Annotated in this window: 16 protein-coding genes; 8 read left to right on the top strand and 8 right to left on the bottom strand. The window is 68.2% G+C overall.

From position 1 onward, the window contains the following. Positions 1 to 74: 74 nt before the first annotated feature. The 5 genes from ykgO to FSV73_RS13640 form a co-directional block, all read right to left on the bottom strand. Positions 75 to 224, bottom strand: a complete 150-nt coding sequence (gene ykgO / locus FSV73_RS13660) for a type B 50S ribosomal protein L36 (protein ID WP_145008396.1) — start codon at positions 222 to 224, stop codon at positions 75 to 77. 192 nt (positions 225 to 416) lie between these two features. Beyond that, entirely contained in the window at positions 417 to 1154 is a 738-nt protein-coding gene (locus tag FSV73_RS13655; protein ID WP_145008395.1) for a substrate-binding periplasmic protein, read from the bottom strand. After that, positions 1151 to 3016, bottom strand: a complete 1866-nt coding sequence (locus FSV73_RS13650; protein ID WP_145008394.1) for a GGDEF domain-containing protein — start codon at positions 3014 to 3016, stop codon at positions 1151 to 1153. The genes FSV73_RS13655 and FSV73_RS13650 overlap by 4 nt, the downstream gene beginning before the upstream one ends. Then, positions 3013 to 3753, bottom strand: coding sequence for a substrate-binding periplasmic protein (locus FSV73_RS13645; RefSeq protein ID WP_186309231.1), 741 nt, complete (start codon positions 3751 to 3753; stop codon positions 3013 to 3015). Before FSV73_RS13645 ends, FSV73_RS13650 begins: the two co-directional genes overlap by 4 nt. 73 nt (positions 3754 to 3826) lie before the next feature. Next, positions 3827 to 5347: a sigma-54-dependent transcriptional regulator gene (locus FSV73_RS13640; RefSeq protein WP_145008392.1), complete on the bottom strand. Its 1521-nt coding sequence runs from the start codon at positions 5345 to 5347 to the stop codon at positions 3827 to 3829. Between the two features lie 86 nt (positions 5348 to 5433). Between FSV73_RS13640 and FSV73_RS13635 the strand changes: the two genes are divergently transcribed. The 3 genes from FSV73_RS13635 (at position 5434) to FSV73_RS13625 (ending at position 7527) form a co-directional block, all read left to right on the top strand. Then, positions 5434 to 5868 carry a MarR family winged helix-turn-helix transcriptional regulator gene (locus tag FSV73_RS13635; protein WP_145008391.1) on the top strand — a complete coding sequence of 145 codons (435 nt, stop codon included), beginning with the start codon at positions 5434 to 5436 and terminating at the stop codon, positions 5866 to 5868. Between the two features lie 148 nt (positions 5869 to 6016). Beyond that, entirely contained in the window at positions 6017 to 6433 is a 417-nt protein-coding gene (locus tag FSV73_RS13630; protein WP_145008390.1) for an organic hydroperoxide resistance protein, read from the top strand. A 68-nt stretch (positions 6434 to 6501) separates the two neighbouring features. Then, on the top strand, positions 6502 to 7527 hold the full coding sequence (locus tag FSV73_RS13625; RefSeq protein ID WP_145008389.1) for an alpha/beta hydrolase: 1026 nt from the start codon (positions 6502 to 6504) through the stop codon (positions 7525 to 7527). A gap of 53 nt (positions 7528 to 7580) precedes the next feature. On the opposite strand, the gene FSV73_RS13620 is transcribed toward FSV73_RS13625, so the two are convergent. Beyond that, on the bottom strand, positions 7581 to 8489 hold the full coding sequence (locus tag FSV73_RS13620; RefSeq protein WP_145008388.1) for a LysR family transcriptional regulator: 909 nt from the start codon (positions 8487 to 8489) through the stop codon (positions 7581 to 7583). A gap of 105 nt (positions 8490 to 8594) precedes the next feature. On the opposite strand from FSV73_RS13620, the gene FSV73_RS13615 reads away from it, so the two are divergent. From FSV73_RS13615 to nfsB, 3 genes are read left to right on the top strand one after another with little or no spacing between them, the layout of a single operon-like run. Further along, positions 8595 to 9602, top strand: a complete 1008-nt coding sequence (locus tag FSV73_RS13615) for a zinc-binding alcohol dehydrogenase family protein (protein WP_145008387.1) — start codon at positions 8595 to 8597, stop codon at positions 9600 to 9602. After that, positions 9602 to 10750 carry an L-dopachrome tautomerase-related protein gene (locus FSV73_RS13610; RefSeq protein ID WP_145008386.1) on the top strand — a complete coding sequence of 383 codons (1149 nt, stop codon included), beginning with the start codon at positions 9602 to 9604 and terminating at the stop codon, positions 10748 to 10750. The genes FSV73_RS13615 and FSV73_RS13610 overlap by 1 nt, the downstream gene beginning before the upstream one ends. 18 nt (positions 10751 to 10768) lie before the next feature. Beyond that, on the top strand, positions 10769 to 11416 hold the full coding sequence (nfsB, locus tag FSV73_RS13605; protein ID WP_145008385.1) for an oxygen-insensitive NAD(P)H nitroreductase: 648 nt from the start codon (positions 10769 to 10771) through the stop codon (positions 11414 to 11416). Between the two features lie 457 nt (positions 11417 to 11873). Here the strand turns inward: nfsB and FSV73_RS13600 are convergent, their stop codons facing one another. Beyond that, complete coding sequence (locus FSV73_RS13600) at positions 11874 to 12875, bottom strand: LLM class flavin-dependent oxidoreductase (RefSeq protein WP_145008384.1); 1002 nt, start codon at positions 12873 to 12875, stop codon at positions 11874 to 11876. Continuing rightward, positions 12859 to 13269: a winged helix-turn-helix transcriptional regulator gene (locus tag FSV73_RS13595; protein WP_145008383.1), complete on the bottom strand. Its 411-nt coding sequence runs from the start codon at positions 13267 to 13269 to the stop codon at positions 12859 to 12861. Before FSV73_RS13595 ends, FSV73_RS13600 begins: the two co-directional genes overlap by 17 nt. A 193-nt stretch (positions 13270 to 13462) precedes the next feature. On the opposite strand from FSV73_RS13595, the gene betI reads away from it, so the two are divergent. Together betI and betB are read left to right on the top strand one after the other, a co-directional pair. Continuing rightward, positions 13463 to 14050, top strand: a complete 588-nt coding sequence (gene betI, locus FSV73_RS13590; protein WP_145008382.1) for a transcriptional regulator BetI — start codon at positions 13463 to 13465, stop codon at positions 14048 to 14050. Between the two features lie 256 nt (positions 14051 to 14306). Beyond that, the gene (gene betB / locus FSV73_RS13585; RefSeq protein ID WP_145008381.1) at positions 14307 to 15779 is read left to right on the top strand and encodes a betaine-aldehyde dehydrogenase; all 1473 of its coding nucleotides are present in this window, start codon (positions 14307 to 14309) and stop codon (positions 15777 to 15779) included. Positions 15780 to 15799: the final 20 nt, after the last annotated feature.

Below are 15799 nucleotides of genomic sequence, written 5' to 3'. Positions count from 1 at the left end.
AAGGAGGGCAGCGCGCATCTTCACGATACGCGCTGCCCGGCCCAACCCAGCGCCGGGGTATGAGCCTCGCCCGCTCAGCCCTTGCGGCGATTCTTGGCGCTACCCTGGCGCGCCTTGAAGCGCGGATTGCTCTTGCAGATCACATAGATCCGCCCTCGGCGCTTGACCACCTGGCAGTCACGGTGCCGGAGTTTGGCCTGTTTGAGCGAGGCGAGGACTTTCATGTTGTCGGACTCCCTGGTTGATATGTAATAACGTTACGTTAATACGAATCAATCGCAAGGGGAAGCCTTGGTGGAGAAGGTCTGCCGCCACGGGTACGGGAGTCCTTGCCGCCTGGCCGCTCCGCGAGCCACCGATAGCGTTCGGCCGCTGCAGGCGAGGTGGTGCCGAGCGACCTGGGGCACCGCGGATAGCTAGGGCTCGTTCGACTGCTCCAGCAGCCGCGCGACTTCGCCGCTGGCCTTGAGCCGGTCGAAGGCCTCGCGCAGGCGCTCTACCAGGGGCGCCGGGGTGGTCGCGCTGAACGCCATGTACAGCGGGGTATCGAGGTCTTCCAGGGCCGCCAGGCGGCGCAACCCCGGGCAGGCGCTGCCAGCGGCCTGACAGAGGTGGACAGCATCCAGCTCCGGCAGGAGCAGGGCATCGACCTGGCCGCTGAGCAGCCGGCTGAAGTTGTCCTGCTGCTGGCCGGACACCACCAGCCGCGGGAAGCCCAGTGTCTGCAGGTACTGGTGGCGCACATCGTCGCGCATCACGCCCAGGCGATAGGGCCGTGCCTCGTCGAGACGCTCGATCTGGACATCCTCGCGCGTCGCCAGCCGATAGAAGTAGTAGCGCAGGCGCAGCACCTCCCCCACCCACTGGAAGTGGGCTTCGCGGGCCGGGGTCCGGGCGATGAGGTAGATCAGCACCCCCGGCTCGTGCAGCGCCAGGTCATAGGCGCGGGCCCAGGGATAGAGCTCCACCCGGTAGTCATCGATACCCGCCTGCGCCAGGGTGCGCTCCACCACCGCGGTCGCCGGCCCGCCCACCCGGCCGTCGACGATCCGGCTGAAGGAGGTGTCTTCGGTGACGGCGCGCACGGTGGCCGCCTCCACGCCCTGGCCCAGCAGTACCAGCACGAGCAAGGCGAGCAGCACGGGATGCTTCATAGGGATACCTCCTCCTGCAGGTGACAACTGCGATTGCGTCCCAGGCGCTTGGCCTGGTAGAGCGCCCGGTCGGCAGTACCCATGAGGGTGGCGAAATCGGGAATGTCCGCGGTCAAGGCGGCATAGCCGATGCTCAGGGTGACCTGGCCGGCGGCCGTCGATCCGCCATGGACGATCCCCAGCGCCAGCACGGCCCGGCGCAGGCGCTCGGCCATCTCGCCGGCGCCCTCCAGGTCGGTCGCCGGCAACAGGACCGCGAATTCCTCGCCACCGATGCGCGCCACCAGATCGCCGGCGCGGACCACGACCTGGCGCATGGCGGTGGCCACCTGCTGCAGGCAGAGGTCGCCCTGGGCATGGCCATAGGTGTCGTTGTAGGGCTTGAAGAAATCGACGTCGCAGACCAGCAGCGAGAGCGGCTGCCCGGAGCGCTGGGCGCGGCGAAATTCCACGTGCTCGGTTTCGTCGAAGCAGCGTCGATTGGGCAGGCCGGTGAGCGGATCGCTGAGCGACAGCTCTTCCAGCCGCGCATTGGCGCTGCGCAGGGCCTCCTGGGAGGCCAGCAGGTCGCGCAGTTGCGCCTGGTGGTGAGAGGCGTGCAACAGCAGCTGGGTGGTCATGTTGATCAGGGCGCGTTCATCGGTGCGCCAGTCGCCCGCCAGGTCACGGCCGAAGAGCAGCAGTCCGTACTCGTCGTCGGCGGTGCGCAGGTGGACCAGGCCCAGGGCTTCGTTGCCCAGCGCCAGCAAGGGCGCCGCCGCGTCACCGAGGGCCGCGACGAGCGCCTCGCGACTGGCGAAGATGCCAGGTACCTCGGGCTCCAGCAGGGTCTCCAGGCGTTCGCCGCAAGGGGTCGGCAGCAGCATGCCCAGCGCCGGCTCGGCCGCGTCGGACCAGCCCTGGTACAGCCGATACGCGGCCTCCTGGGCGTGGCGCTTGAACCAGAAGGCCTGCCGCGTCCCCAGCCGCTGGGCCACCTCCTGCAGGCAGACCTGGCAGTGCCGGTCGAACTGGCCGCAGGGCGCATTGATGAGCTGGTTGGACAGCCCGAGGATGGTCTGCTGGGCGGCCGCCAGCGCCTCCAGCTCCGCCGTGCGCTCGCGCACCCGGTCCGCCAGGCGGTCGCGATGGGCGGCCAGCTCTTCCTCGTGACGATGCTGCTGGGCGAGGTAGCCCGCCAGGTTGCCCTGCAGCGTATTGATGCCGCTCACCAGCAGGTCCAGTTCGTCGTGCCGGGCCGGCCGCTGCAGGCCCAGGGGCGCGGCGAGAGTGGCGGCCGTCAACCGCGACAGGTGCCGGGCGATGCGCCGGACGTGCAGGGTCACCAGGCGATTGAAGGCCAGGCTGACCAGGGCGGCGAGCAGCAGGGCCAGGATGACCTGGGTCAGCAGGGTGCCAGCCACGCTGTCGCGCAATTCGTTCCAGAGCAGGGGCTCGTTGCCCTGGATGAGCAGCTCGCCAAGCACCTCGCGCCCGCCGGGATAAGGGCTGTAGACCAGCTCGCAATAGCGACTCGGTGCCAGGCTCGAGGCCATCCAGTCGTCACGCTGGCGGGCCTGGACCTCGACCTCCTTGCCATGCCCGGCCAGTCGCAGCTCGATGCGTCCGACCGAGGCGACGCGCAGGGCGCCGTCCAGGTGCGCCTGTACCGCGGGCTTGTCCAGCTCCCAGATGGCCTTGGCCAGGGTCGACTGGTACACCTGCTCCAGCAGCTGCAGCTCGGCCTCCATGCCCAGCCGGTTCTGCTCCCAGATGTTCCAGGTACGCAGCCCGGCCGTGACCGCGGAAAACAGCAGACAGAACACCACCGTCATCAGCGCCAGGCGATTACCCAGCGAGCGGTGCGTGCGGACGCCGCTCATAGCCAGCGCCGCCGAAGGTCGTCCAGCGTCCCGTCCTGTTGCAGACTGGCGAAGGCCGCCCGCAGCCGCGCCACCAGCTCGGGCGCGGTGTTCAGGCTGGCTGCCAGGTACAGGGGATAGGGCGGCACGCAATAGGCCTGCACCAGGTCCTGCCTGGGCTCGTAGCCGGCCTGGCGGGCCAGGTAGTCGGCCACCGCCCGGTTGGCGATCCACAAGTCGACCCGCCCGCTCTTGAGTTTCTCCAGATTAAGGCTGTAGTGCGCGCTGGACTGCAGCTCGCGTCCGATGGCGAACCCCTGCGCCAGCAGGATGCGCTCGCCGGCATCGCCATTGACCGTGGCGATCTGCCGGCCCCGGGCCGCCTCCAGACTGGCGAAGGGCGGGACGCGACCCTGCCAGCTGAACAGGCAGAGATTGGTCTCGGTGAGGGGCACCACCCACTCGAACAGCGCCTCTCGCTCGGGCAGCCGCGCCATGGAGAAGATCAGCACGCCGGGGCGCTCCTGGGCCTGGGCGAAGGCGCGGGCCCAGGGCATGACCTGCGGCTCGCCGGCGAGCTCCGCCCGGGCCAGCAGCAGGCGCACCAGCTCGACCGAATAGCCGGTCACCCGGCCATCCGGCTGGACCAGGCTGAACGGTGGATAATCCTCGGTCACCACCTGGATTTCGCTCGCACGGACACCCGTGCAGGCCAGCAACAGACCGAGTAACAAGCATTGCAGGAAGTTGCTCGCCACGAAGCCCTCCCGTCCGAGCACGACGTGATCTGAGCTTTATCGGGCTGCACCGATGAAACTTGAAGCCTGCGCGCTAGTCTCGCCGTGGAATACCGTAGCGGCGCAGGCGCATGGCGATGGCCGAGTGGGAGGTCTGCAGGCGCGCGGCCAACTGGCGGCTGGAGGGATGCTGGGGATAGAGCCGTTCCAGCAGGGCGGCCTCGAAGCCCTGCACCGCCGCCTCCAGGGTACTGACCTCGGTCTCCACCCGCCCCGCCACCGCGGTACCGGCCAGGTCCAGGTCGTCGATGTCGATCTGGCCGCTCTCGCTGATGGCGGCGGCGCGGAAGAGGATGTTCTGCAGCTGGCGTACGTTCCCCGGCCAGGCGTTGCCCAGCAGCACGCCATAGGTGGCCGGGGCCAGCCGACAGGGCGGGCGGCCGATCTGGGCGCAGGCCTGCTGCAGGAAGTGCCGCGCCAGCAGCAGGATGTCCTGGCCGCGCTCGCGCAGCGCCGGCACCTGCAGGCTGAGCACGTTGAGGCGGTAGAAGAGGTCTTCGCGGAAGGTCCCGGCGGCCACCATGGCCTGGAGGTCACGGTGGGTGGCGGCGAGGATGCGCACGTTGACCTGGGTCTCGTGGGCCCCGCCGACCCGGCGGAAGGTGCCGTCGGACAGGAATCTCAGCAGCTTGGCCTGCAGGTAGGGCGACATCTCGCCGACTTCGTCGAGGAACACCGTGCCCTGGTCGGCCAGCTCCAGTAGCCCCGGCTTGCCGCCGCGCTGGGCGCCGGTGAAGGCGCCCGGGGCGTAGCCGAACAGCTCGCTTTCGGCCAGGCTTTCCGGCAGCGCCGCGCAGTTCAGCGCCAGGAAGGGAGCGTCGCGACGGGCACTGGCGGCGTGGCAGGCGCGCGCCACCAGCTCCTTGCCGGTGCCGGTCTCGCCGAGGATCAGCAGGGGGGCCTCGAGGGCCGCCAGGCGCTGCGCCCGGGCCTTGAGGGTGCGGATGGCGGCGCAGTCACCGAGCAGCGAATCGAAGCCTTCGGGGGTATCGTGGCGCAGCGCCGAGAGCCGGCCGCCGATGCGACTGGGCGCATAGAGGGTCAGCAGGCCGCCGGCCAGGCCGCCCACGGGCTCACCGATGGGCGTGGCGTCCAGCAACAGCGCCTGGCCACGCAGCACCACCTCGCGCAGCGGCAGGCGAAAGCCCTGGGCCAGCAATTCGGCGGGCAGCTCGGCATCGTTGAAGAGTTCGCCCAGGGTATTGCCGGCGCCTTCGCCGGCCAGGGCGGCGAAGGCCGGATTGGCCAGCAGGATGCGCCCCTCGCCATCCACCGCCAGCACCGGATCGGCCATGGCGGCGAGCAGCGCATCGAGCTGCAGGGTGCGCCGCTGGCCGGGCAGGATGTCCACCACCCGTACCGCCTCGACCCCCACCACGGTCAGCAGGGCGGCGCGCAACTCCTCCAGCACCGCCGCGCTCAGGGTCGGCGCGTCGATGTAGACGTTGGGCGGCACCATCTCCACCGCGTCCAGGTTGAGGTTGCGCGCACCGAGCAGGGCCAGGACCTCCTGGGTGATACCGACACGGTCGATGAAAGTCACATGGATACGCATGAAAACCGCGGGGTCTGAAGGCGAAAGGCTATGCTACCCAAATGCTCGGGGTAGAATCATTTCTCATTTGCCGTGACGAGACCTCCATGACCAGCAAAGACCCGCTCCTTCTCGATCAGCAGCTCTGCTTCGCGCTGTACTCCACCTCATTGGCCATGACCAAGGTGTACAAGCCGCTGCTCGAGGAGGTGGGCCTGACCTACCCGCAGTACCTGATGATGCTGGTGCTCTGGGAAAACGACCATCTGCCGCTCAAGGAGCTGGCGCGCCGGCTGCACCAGGACTCCGGGGCCCTGACCCCGGTCCTCAAGCGCCTCGAAGCCGAAGGCTACGTGACGCGCCAGCGCAGTGCCGAGGACGAGCGCAACCTGTCCATCGAACTCACCGCGCCAGGCCGCGCCCTGCGCGAGCGGGCGCGCAAGATCAACGGCACCATCGGCGGCTACTGCGCGCTGGGGGATGCGGAGATGACCGAGCTGCGCGAGAACCTCATGGCACTGCGTTCCAAGCTGGAGCGTTAAAAACCCGCCACTGCCACTGGTCGCCTGGGCCTGAAATTATATTTGCGCGATAACAAATATCGCGATAACTTAAATCCGTACCCGGGCCTCCCCTCTCGGTTAACGCCCGACCATTCAGTTATCGCGATATCCAACCCAGGAGCTTGCCATGAACATCCTCTACACCGCTTCCGCCACCAGCACCGGCGGCCGTGACGGCCGTTCCATCAGCAGCGACAAGGCCCTGGACGTCCAGCTGTCCACGCCCAAGGAGCTGGGCGGCGCCGGCGGTTCCGGCACCAACCCCGAGCAACTCTTCGCCGCCGGCTATTCGGCCTGCTTCATCGGCGCGCTCAAGTTCGTCGGTGCCAAGGAAAAGATCGCCGTTCCGGCTGACGTCAGCGTGACCGCCCAGGTCGGCATCGGCCCGATCCCCACCGGCTTCGCCCTGGACGTCGAGCTGACCATCAGCCTGCCGGGCCTGGACCGCGCCGTGGCCGAAGACCTGGTCGAGAAGGCCCACCAGGTCTGCCCCTACTCCAACGCCACCCGCGGCAACGTGGACGTGCGCCTGACCCTAGCCTGAGGCTCACCGCGCTGCCGGCGCCTCGCCCCCGAGGCGCCCGGTCTTTCCCGTTCGAGGAGTCATCCGTCATGCGTACCTTCGCTCGTCTGCTTGGCCTTTCCGCGCTCACCCTGGCCCTGGGTAGCGCCTTCGCCGCGCCCCAGCCCGATCCGGCCCTGGAACGCACCACCCAGGGTTTCGTCGACGCCCTCAACGGCAGCGGTGGCAAACCCCTGGAAACCCTGAGCCCCAAGGACGCCCGCGCGGTGCTGTCCGGCGCCCAGTCCGGCGTCAAGGTCGATCTCTCAGGGGTCAAGACCCGCGAAAAGACCATCCAGGTCGACGGCAAGCCGCTGCAGCTGACCATCGTCCGCCCGGCGAACGCCAAGGGGCAGACGCCGGCCTTCATGTTCTTCCACGGCGGCGGCTGGGTGCTGGGTGATTTCCCCACCCACCAGCGCCTGGTGCGTGACCTGGTGGTCGCCTCGGGCGCCACGGCGGTGTTCGTCAACTACACGCCGAGCCCGGAAGCCCACTTCCCGGTAGCCATCGACCAGGCCTATGCCGCCACCCAGTGGGTCGCCACGCATGGTAAGGAGATCGACGTCGACGGCAGTCGCCTGGCCGTGGCCGGCAACAGCGTCGGTGGCAACATGGCCGCGGTGGTCAGCCTGATGGCCAAGGACAAGGGCACGCCCAAGCTGCGCTATCAGGTGCTGTTCTGGCCGGTGACCGATGCCAGCTTCGACAACGCTTCCTACCAGGCCTATGCCGAAGGACGCTTCCTCACCCGCAACATGATGAAGTGGTTCTGGGACAATTACACCACTAGTGAGACCGAGCGCGCTAACGTCTACGCCTCGCCGTTGCGGGCCAGCGAGGCCCAGCTCAAGGGCCTGCCGCCGGCGCTGGTGCAGACCGCGGAGAACGATGTCCTGCGTGACGAGGGCGAAGCCTATGCACGCAAGCTCAATGCCGCCGGGGTCGACGTGGTCCAGGTGCGCTACAACGGCATGATCCACGACTACGGTCTGCTCAACGCCCTGGCCAAGGTACCCGAGGTCCAGGCTGCCCTGACCCAGGCCGGCCAGCTGCTCAAGCAGCACCTGCAATAGCTCCCTGCGCTACCCCAGGGGTGGCTTCCTAGCGGAAGCCACCCCTTTTTCGTTCAGGGCTGAGCACCCAGGGCCGCGAAACGCTCGGCCAGCCAGCCATGCAGTTGCCTGACCGCCGGGGAGAACTGTCGGCGATGCGGACAGAACAGCTGCAGCGGCAGCGGCTCGCCGGGCTGTCCGGGCAGCACCCGCACCAGCCGGCCGGTCGCCAGGTCGTCCCTCATGTCCAGCCAGGACTTGTAGACGATGCCCTCCCCGGCCACCGCCCAGCGCCGCACCACCTCGGCATCGTCGCTCTGTAGCGGTCCACTGACGCTCACCTGGCGCTGGCCGCCCTCGGGCAGCGGGAAGCTCCATTTGTCGTAGGTGCGGCCATGCAGCTGATAGAGCAGGCAGGCGTGCCGCGCCAGGTCGTCCAGGCTGCGCGGCGTGCCCTGGCGGGCCAGGTAGGCCGGCGCCGCCGCCAGCAGGCGGTGGTTGTCGGGCGCCAACGGCAGGGCCACCAGGCTGTCGTCCTGGCTGCGCCCGTAGCGAATGGCGATGTCCACCGGATCGCGATAGACGTCGGCCTGCTGGTCGGAGACGTACAGCCGCAGGGTCAGGCCCGGATGGCGCTGACGAAAGTCCGCCAGCCAGGGCAGCAACAGGTTGCGTCCCAGGTCCGAAGGCGCCGCCACCTGCAGCACGCCACGCAGCTCTGGACTCTCCCCTTGCAGGCGTTCGCGCCCCTCGCGCAGCGTCTCCAGCACCTCCCGGGCATAGGGCAGGTAGGCCTCACCCTCGGCGGTGAGTCTCAGGCTGCGGGTCGAACGGGCGAACAGGCGAATGCCCAGGTCGCGCTCCAGCCGGCCGATGGCGGCGCTCACCTGCCCCGGCAACAGGTCTGCCTCGCGGGCCGCGCGGGAAAAGCTGCCGAGGGCGGCGGAGCGCACGAAGAGGCCGAGGTCGTCGAAGCGGATCATTTTCACTCCCATGGTGAAGGTGCTATCCGATTCTGCCGCTTTTTCCGGCACAGAATGAAGACGACCATGGTCCCACGTCTTCTTATCGTACAAAGGAACCCGCCCATGAAAGCCATCGTCCACGGTGACACCAGCCTGCCCGCCAGCGATCCCCGCGCCCTGCAGGACGCCGTGCTGCCCGATCCCACCCCGGAAGCCCACGACCTGCTGGTGGAAGTCCGCGCCGTCTCGGTCAACCCGGTGGACACCAAGGTGCGCCAGGGCCTGGTGCAGCGCGAGTCCAAGGTGCTGGGCTGGGACGTCTCCGGCGTGGTCCGGGCGGTAGGCAGCGCGGTCAGCCGCTTCGCCGTGGGCGATGAGGTCTACTACGCCGGCGAACTGTTCCGCCCCGGCTGCAACAGCGAGCTGCACCTGGTCGACGAGCACCTGGCCGGGCACAAGCCCAGGAGCCTGGACCACGCCCAGGCCGCGGCCCTGCCGCTGACCGCCATTACCGCCTGGGAATTGCTGTTCGATCGCCTGGGCGTGGCCGAGGGCGGCGGCGCCGGCCAGCAGTTGCTGGTGATGGGCGCGGCGGGTGGCGTCGGCTCCGTGCTGGTGCAGTTGGCTCGCCAGCTGACCGAGCTGACGGTGATCGGCACCGCGTCGCGTGCCGAGACCCAGGACTGGGTACGGGAGCGTGGCGCCCACCACGTCATCGATCACCACCAGCCGCTGCGCCCCCAGCTGGAAGCCCTGGGCCTGGACGGCGTGACTCTGGTGGCCAGCCTGACCCATACCGATGTGCATTTCTCCCAGCTGGTGGATGTCCTGCGGCCCCATGGTCGCCTCGGGGTAATCGACGATCCGGCGCAACTCGACGTGGTGCCGATGAAGGCCAAGTCGCTGTCGCTGCACTGGGAACTGATGTTCACCCGCTCGCTGTTCCAGACCCCGGACAAGGTGCGCCAGCACGAGATCCTCGAGCGCGTCGCCGGCTTGATCGACCAGGGCACCCTCAAGACCACCCTGGGCGAGCACCTGGGCCGCATCGACGCCGCCAACCTGCGCCGCGCCCATGCCCAGCTGGAAAGCCACCAGGCGCGCGGCAAGCTCGTGCTGGAGGGCTTCTGATGTCCCGCCTCCACGCCCTCACCCTGGCGGTCGCCCTGGCCGCGGGTAACCTCACGGCCCAGGCCGCGCCGCTGCCGCAGGAACGCAACCTCGGCCAGCTGGAGCAGGTCTTCGCCTTCCGCGACGCCATGCCCACCGGGGTCACCGTCAGCGAGACCGGCCGGATCTTCGTCAACTATCCGCGCTGGGGCGACCAGGTGCCCTTCACCGTCGCCGAACTCAAGGACGGCCAGGCAGTGCCCTATCCGGACGCCGCGCTGAACGTCGAGACGCCCGGGCACCCCGAGCAGGGCTTCATCAGCGTGCAGAGCGTGGTCGCCGATGGGCGCGGCCACCTCTGGGTGCTGGATACCGCCGCCCCCGGCTTCGCCGCGCCCAAGGCCGGCGGCGCCAAGCTGGTGGCCATCGACCTCAAGACCAACAAGGTGGTGAAGACCCTGGTCTTTCCCGCTTCCGTGCTCGAACCCAAGAGCTACGTCAACGACGTGCGCTTCGACTTTCGCGTCGGTCGCGCCGGGGTCGCCTATGTCACCGACTCGGCGCCTCCGGGCGGACTCATCGTCCTCGACCTCGCCACCGGCCAGGCCCAGCGACGCCTGACCGGCACGCCCCAGGCCAACGTCGATCCCAGCTTCGCCCCGGTGGTGGAAGGCGAGTACCTGCTGATCCGGCAAGCCGATGGCAGCACCAGCCGCCCGGCCATCGCCAGCGATGGCATCGCCCTCGCGCCGGACGGCGGCACCCTCTACTTCAGCCCGCTGTCCAGCCGCCACCTCTATGCCGTGCCCACCGCCCTGCTGCGCGATCCCGCCGCCAGCGAGGCCCAGGTCCGCGCCGGCGTGCAGGACCTCGGCGAGAAAGGCGCTTCCGACGGCCTCGAAGCCGATGCCCAGGGACGCGTCTACGCCGGTGACTACGAGCACAACGCCATCCGCCAGCGCCAGGCCGACGGCAGCTGGAAGACCCTGGTGCACGATCCGCGCGTGCTCTGGCCCGACACCCTGAGCCTCGGCCCGGACGGCTATCTCTATTTCACCGCCAACCAGCTCCACCGCCAGGCCCTGTTCCATAACGGCCAGGACCTGCGCGAAAAGCCCTACAGCCTGTTCCGCGTCAAGGTCGACGCGCAGCCGGCCCCTACCCACTGATCCGATCAGGAGTTACCCATGCAGCTGTCCCAGATCGCCCGCACCCGCTACACCACCAAGGCCTTCGACGGCTCCCGCAGCATCCCCGCCGAGCAGGTCGAGGAATTGCTGGAGCTGCTGCGCCAGGCGCCGTCCTCGGTCAACTCCCAGCCCTGGCACTTCGTGGTCGCCGCCAGCGCCGCGGCCAAGGCGCGCATCGCCAAGGGCATGCAGAGTCCCTACAACGAACCCAAGGTGCTGCCGGCCTCCCACGTCATCGTGCTATGCACCCGCCTGGAGATGACCGAAGGCCACCTGGCCCAGGTGCTGGAGCAGGAAGCCCAGGACGGCCGCTTCGCCAAGCCCGAGGCGCGCGCCACCCAGGACGGCACCCGGCGCCACTTCGTCGACCTGCATCGCCATGAGCGCAAGGACGTGCAGCACTGGATGGAGAAGCAGACCTACCTGGCCCTGGGCACCCTGCTGCTGGGCGCCGCCGCCCTCGGCATCGACGCCACCCCCATGGAAGGCTTCGACGCCAACAGCCTGGACCAGGAACTCGGCCTGCGCGAACAGGGCTACAGCGCCCTGGTGGTGGTCGGCCTGGGCTATCGCGGCGAGAGCGACTTCAACGCCGCCCTGCCCAAGTCCCGCCTGACCCGCGAGCAGGTCTTCACCTTCCTGTAATTAGCCCAGCCTTGTAGCGTGGATAACGGCGCAGCCTTATCCACAGTGCGAACCGGTTAGCCGCCAGTGGAAAACGCTGGCGCGGTTTTCCACGCTACGCACGCGTAGGTTGGGTTGAGCGCAGCGAAGCCCAACTAGAGGCAGCACACTCCCAAGCTGCGAACACAAAATAGCCGACCGCTACAAAGCGTCGGCTTTTTCGTTTGGGCCTGTTGGGCTTCGACGATGATGCCGTCTCAACCCAACCTACGGGGCTCGCGTAGGTTGGGTTGAGCGCAGCGAAGCCCAACAAGGGGAAGCACCTGCCTTCCTGCAGACAGGAAAAAGCCGACCGCTAGAAAGGGTCGGCTTTTTCATCTTGGGCCTGTTGGGCTTCGACGATGGAGCCGTCTCAACCCAACCTACGGCTCGCGTAGGTTGGGTTGAGCGCAGCGAAGCCCAACACACCCAGCTCCCATCAACCGCCCTTCAGATCCGCCAGGATCGAGAAGGCGCGCAGGCGATCCGCCTGTTCGTAGACGTCGCAGGTGAAGATCAGCTCGTCGGCATCGGTCTTCTCCAGGAGGAGCTCCAGGCGCTCGCGGACCTTGTCCGGGCCGCCGATCACCGCCATGCCGAGGAAGCTCGACACCGACTCCTTCTCGTGCGGCAACCACACCCCTTCCATGCTCCGCACCGGCGGTTGCAGGCGCATGGTGTCGCCCCGGAACAGGGCCAGGATGCGCTGGTAGACGGTGGTGGCCAGGTAGTTGGCCTCCTCGTCGCTGTCGGCGGCCACCAGGGGCACCCCGAGCATCACATAGGGGCGGTCGAGCACCTTGGACGGCTTGAAGTTCTCGCGATACAGGCGGATCGCCTCGTGCACGTAGCGCGGCGCGAAGTGCGAGGCGAAGGCATAGGGCAGGCCCTTGGCCGCCGCCAGCTGGGCACTGAACAGACTGGACCCCAGCAGCCAGATCGGCACCTCGGTACCCGCGCCGGGCATGGCGATCACACCCTGGCCGGGTTGCTGCGGCCCGAAGTAGTGCTGCAGCTCCTCCACGTCCCGCGGGAAGTCGTCGGAGCTGCCCAGCCGATCGCGGCGCAACGCGTAGGCGGTGCGCTGATCAGAGCCCGGTGCCCGGCCCAGGCCGAGTTCGATGCGGCCCGGATACAGCGAGGCCAGGGTGCCGAACTGCTCGGCCACCACCAGGGGCGCATGGTTGGGCAGCATGATGCCGCCGGAGCCCAGCCGCAGGGTACTGGTGCCCGCGGCCAGATAGCCCAGCAGCACGGCCGTCGCCGAGCTGGCGATGCCATCCATGTTGTGGTGCTCGGCCACCCAGTAGCGGGAGAACTTCAGTTGCTCGACATGGCGCGCCAGGTCCAGGGCGTTGTGCAGCGCCTGGGCCGCATCACCATCGTCGCGGATGGGAGCGAGGTCGAGGACCGACAGGGCGGTCTTAGAGAGACGGGTCATCAGGGATCTCCTCGGCGGCCTGATCGTAGGCCGCCCTGTGGCGCTGAATGAGAGGCTGCTTCGCGGAGGCCCAGGTGGCCAGGGCGCCCACCGGCACCATCAGGCTCTGGCCCAGTTCGGTGAGGGCGTATTCCACCTGGGGCGGCTTGGTCGGCGTCACTGTGCGAGACACCAGGCCATCGCGCTCCAACTGGCGCAGGGTGACGCTGAGCATGCGCTGGGAAATGCCGTCGACCCGGCGGCGCAATTCGTTGAAGCGCAGCGGGCCGGGTTCCAGGGTAAAGAGCGTCAATAACGACCAGGCGTCGCCGATCCGGTCCAGCACGTCCCGGATGGGGCAGGCATGGGCATGCAGGCGGCGACGACTGGAGATACGACTGACCACGGCGTCCATGGCGATCCTCGAAGCAGAACTGACTCCAGCCTACGCCTTCCGGGCGGTTATTAAAAGTAACCACCTGTCAGGACTGGTACTGGCGCTTCACCCAGGGCACAATCCAGGAGGCAGTGACCATTTTTATTGATTGAACGTTCAATAAAAAATAGTTACCCTCGGAGGCTCCTTCCGCCTTCTCAGGAGATGCCCCGTGCCCAAGGTCGGGATGCAGCCCATCCGCCGCTCGCAGCTCATCGCCGCGACCCTCGAAGCCGTCGACGAAGTCGGCATGGGCGACGCCAGTATCGCCTTCATCGCCCGCAAGGCCGGCGTCTCCAATGGCATCATCAGCCACTACTTCCAAGACAAGAACGGCCTGCTCGAAGCCACCATGCGGCATCTGATGAATGCCCTGCGCCAGGCCGTGCGCGAGCGCCGCGCCGCCCTGCCCGGTGACGACCCCGCCGCCAACCTGCGCGCCATCATCCAGGGCAACTTCGACGACACCCAGGTGAGCGGTCCGGCCATGAAGACCTGGCTGGCATTCTGGGCCACCAGCATGCACCAGCCAAACCTGCGTCGCCTGCAACGCATCAACGACCTGCGCCTCTACTCCAACCTCTGCTGGCAATTCCGCCGCCTGCTGCCCCACGAGCAGGCCCGCGCCTCGGCCAAGGGCCTGGCCGCCATCATCGACGGCCTCTGGCTGCGCGGCGCCCTTTCCGGCGACACCTTCGACACCCAGCAAGCCCTGCAGATCGCCTACGACTACCTGGACCTGCAACTGGCCAAGGCCTGACCCCGCTCCCGCCGCCCCTGCCGGCTGCTACCGGCCGGGGACTCCCCTCCCGCGCTGCCCGCCGCCCCGCTACCCGATCGAACCGCTCTGGCCCGCCCGTCGCCCTGCTTCGCGACGTCTCTGAATTTTTCATTGATTGAACGTTCAATAAAAATTAAGTAGACTGGCTTCATCGCTGGCGCAGAGAGATCCGTCTTTCGCGCCCCCTGTGTTCCTCGCGGGTGCCACGGCGCCCGCCCAGCTTGGGAGAACGTCCATGGCCCGTTTCGCCGAACAGCAGCTGTACATCGGTGGCCGCTATGTCGCCGCCACCGGTGGTGCCACCTTCGAAACCCTGAATCCCGCCACCGGCGAGGTGCTCGCCGTGGTGCAGAGCGCCAGCCGCGCCGACGTGGACCAGGCAGTGGCCGCCGCCGCCGCCGGCCAGAAGGTCTGGGCCGCGATGACCGCCATGCAGCGCTCGCGGATCCTGCGCAAGGCCGTGGACATCCTCCGCGAGCGCAACGACGAGCTGGCCCTGCTGGAAACCCTGGACACCGGCAAGGCCCTGTCCGAGACCCAGGCCGTGGACATCGTCACCGGCGCCGACGTGCTCGAGTACTACGCCGGCCTGGTTCCGGCCCTGGAAGGCGAGCAGATCCCGCTGCGCGAGACCTCCTTCGTCTATACCCGCCGCGAGCCGCTGGGCGTGGTCGCCGGCATCGGTGCCTGGAACTACCCGATCCAGATCGCCCTATGGAAATCCGCGCCAGCCCTGGCCGCCGGCAACGCCATGATCTTCAAGCCCAGCGAGGTCACCCCGCTGACCGCGCTGAAGCTGGCCGAGATCTACACCGAGGCGGGCCTGCCCGCTGGCGTCTTCAACGTGGTCAATGGCGTGGGGCACGAGGTGGGCGTCGCCCTGACCGAGCATCCCGGCATCGAGAAGATCTCCTTCACCGGCGGCGTCGCCACCGGCAAGAAGGTCATGGCCAGCGCCGCCGGCTCGACGCTCAAGGAAGTCACCATGGAGCTGGGCGGCAAGTCGCCGCTGATCGTCTGCGACGACGCCGACCTGGACCGCGCCGCCGACATCGCCGTCATGGCCAACTTCTTCAGCTCCGGCCAGGTCTGCACCAACGGCACCCGGGTCTTCGTGCCCCAGGCGCTCAAGGCCGACTTCGAGGCCAAGGTGGTGGAGCGGGTCAAGCGCATCAAGCTGGGCGACCCCCTGGCGGCCGAGACCAACTTCGGTCCGCTGGTCAGCACCCCGCACCTGGAAAAGGTGCTGGGCTACATCACCCAGGGCCAGGCCCAAGGCGCCCGTCTGCTGATCGGTGGCGAGCGTGTCACCCAGGGTGAACTGGCCAAGGGCAACTTCGTCGCCCCCACCGTCTTCACCGATTGCCGCGACGACATGGCCATCGCCCGCGAAGAGATCTTCGGCCCGGTCATGAGCATCCTGGCCTATGCCGACGAGGACGAGGTGGTGCGCCGCGCCAACGACACCGAATTCGGCCTGGCCGCCGGCGTGGTCACCCGTGACCTGGCCCGCGCCCACCGGATCATCCATCGCCTGGAGGCCGGTATCTGCTGGATCAACACCTGGGGCGAATCGGCGGCCGAAATGCCGGTGGGCGGCTACAAGCAGTCCGGCGTCGGTCGCGAGAACGGCCTCACCACCCTCGGCCACTACACCCGCATCAAGTCGGTGCAGGTCGAGCTGGGCGACTACGCCTCGATCTTCTAAGCCGCTCGCGCAGCGCTTTT

This window comes from Pseudomonas oryzihabitans, assembly GCF_007665395.1.
GTDB classification, from domain to species: Bacteria; Pseudomonadota; Gammaproteobacteria; order Pseudomonadales; family Pseudomonadaceae; genus Chryseomonas; species Chryseomonas psychrotolerans_C.
The sequence above is the reverse complement of the archived record's forward strand: the minus strand, read 5'-3'. Positions and strand labels throughout refer to the sequence as shown.

Bases quoted from the DNA above. Each gene is read 5' to 3' on its own strand.
- ykgO (WP_145008396.1), bottom strand. From the start codon at position 224: ATGAAAGTCCTCGCCTCGCTCAAACAGGCCAAACTCCGGCACCGTGAC.
- FSV73_RS13655 (WP_145008395.1), bottom strand. From the start codon at position 1,154: ATGAAGCATCCCGTGCTGCTCGCCTTGCTCGTGCTGGTACTGCTGGGC.
- FSV73_RS13650 (WP_145008394.1), bottom strand. From the start codon at position 3,016: ATGAGCGGCGTCCGCACGCACCGCTCGCTGGGTAATCGCCTGGCGCTG.
- FSV73_RS13640 (WP_145008392.1), bottom strand. From the start codon at position 5,347: ATGCGTATCCATGTGACTTTCATCGACCGTGTCGGTATCACCCAGGAG.
- FSV73_RS13635 (WP_145008391.1), top strand. From the start codon at position 5,434: ATGACCAGCAAAGACCCGCTCCTTCTCGATCAGCAGCTCTGCTTCGCG.
- FSV73_RS13630 (WP_145008390.1), top strand. From the start codon at position 6,017: ATGAACATCCTCTACACCGCTTCCGCCACCAGCACCGGCGGCCGTGAC.
- FSV73_RS13625 (WP_145008389.1), top strand. From the start codon at position 6,502: ATGCGTACCTTCGCTCGTCTGCTTGGCCTTTCCGCGCTCACCCTGGCC.
- FSV73_RS13620 (WP_145008388.1), bottom strand. From the start codon at position 8,489: ATGATCCGCTTCGACGACCTCGGCCTCTTCGTGCGCTCCGCCGCCCTC.
- FSV73_RS13615 (WP_145008387.1), top strand. From the start codon at position 8,595: ATGAAAGCCATCGTCCACGGTGACACCAGCCTGCCCGCCAGCGATCCC.
- FSV73_RS13610 (WP_145008386.1), top strand. From the start codon at position 9,602: ATGTCCCGCCTCCACGCCCTCACCCTGGCGGTCGCCCTGGCCGCGGGT.
- nfsB (WP_145008385.1), top strand. From the start codon at position 10,769: ATGCAGCTGTCCCAGATCGCCCGCACCCGCTACACCACCAAGGCCTTC.
- FSV73_RS13600 (WP_145008384.1), bottom strand. From the start codon at position 12,875: ATGACCCGTCTCTCTAAGACCGCCCTGTCGGTCCTCGACCTCGCTCCC.
- FSV73_RS13595 (WP_145008383.1), bottom strand. From the start codon at position 13,269: ATGGACGCCGTGGTCAGTCGTATCTCCAGTCGTCGCCGCCTGCATGCC.
- betB (WP_145008381.1), top strand. From the start codon at position 14,307: ATGGCCCGTTTCGCCGAACAGCAGCTGTACATCGGTGGCCGCTATGTC.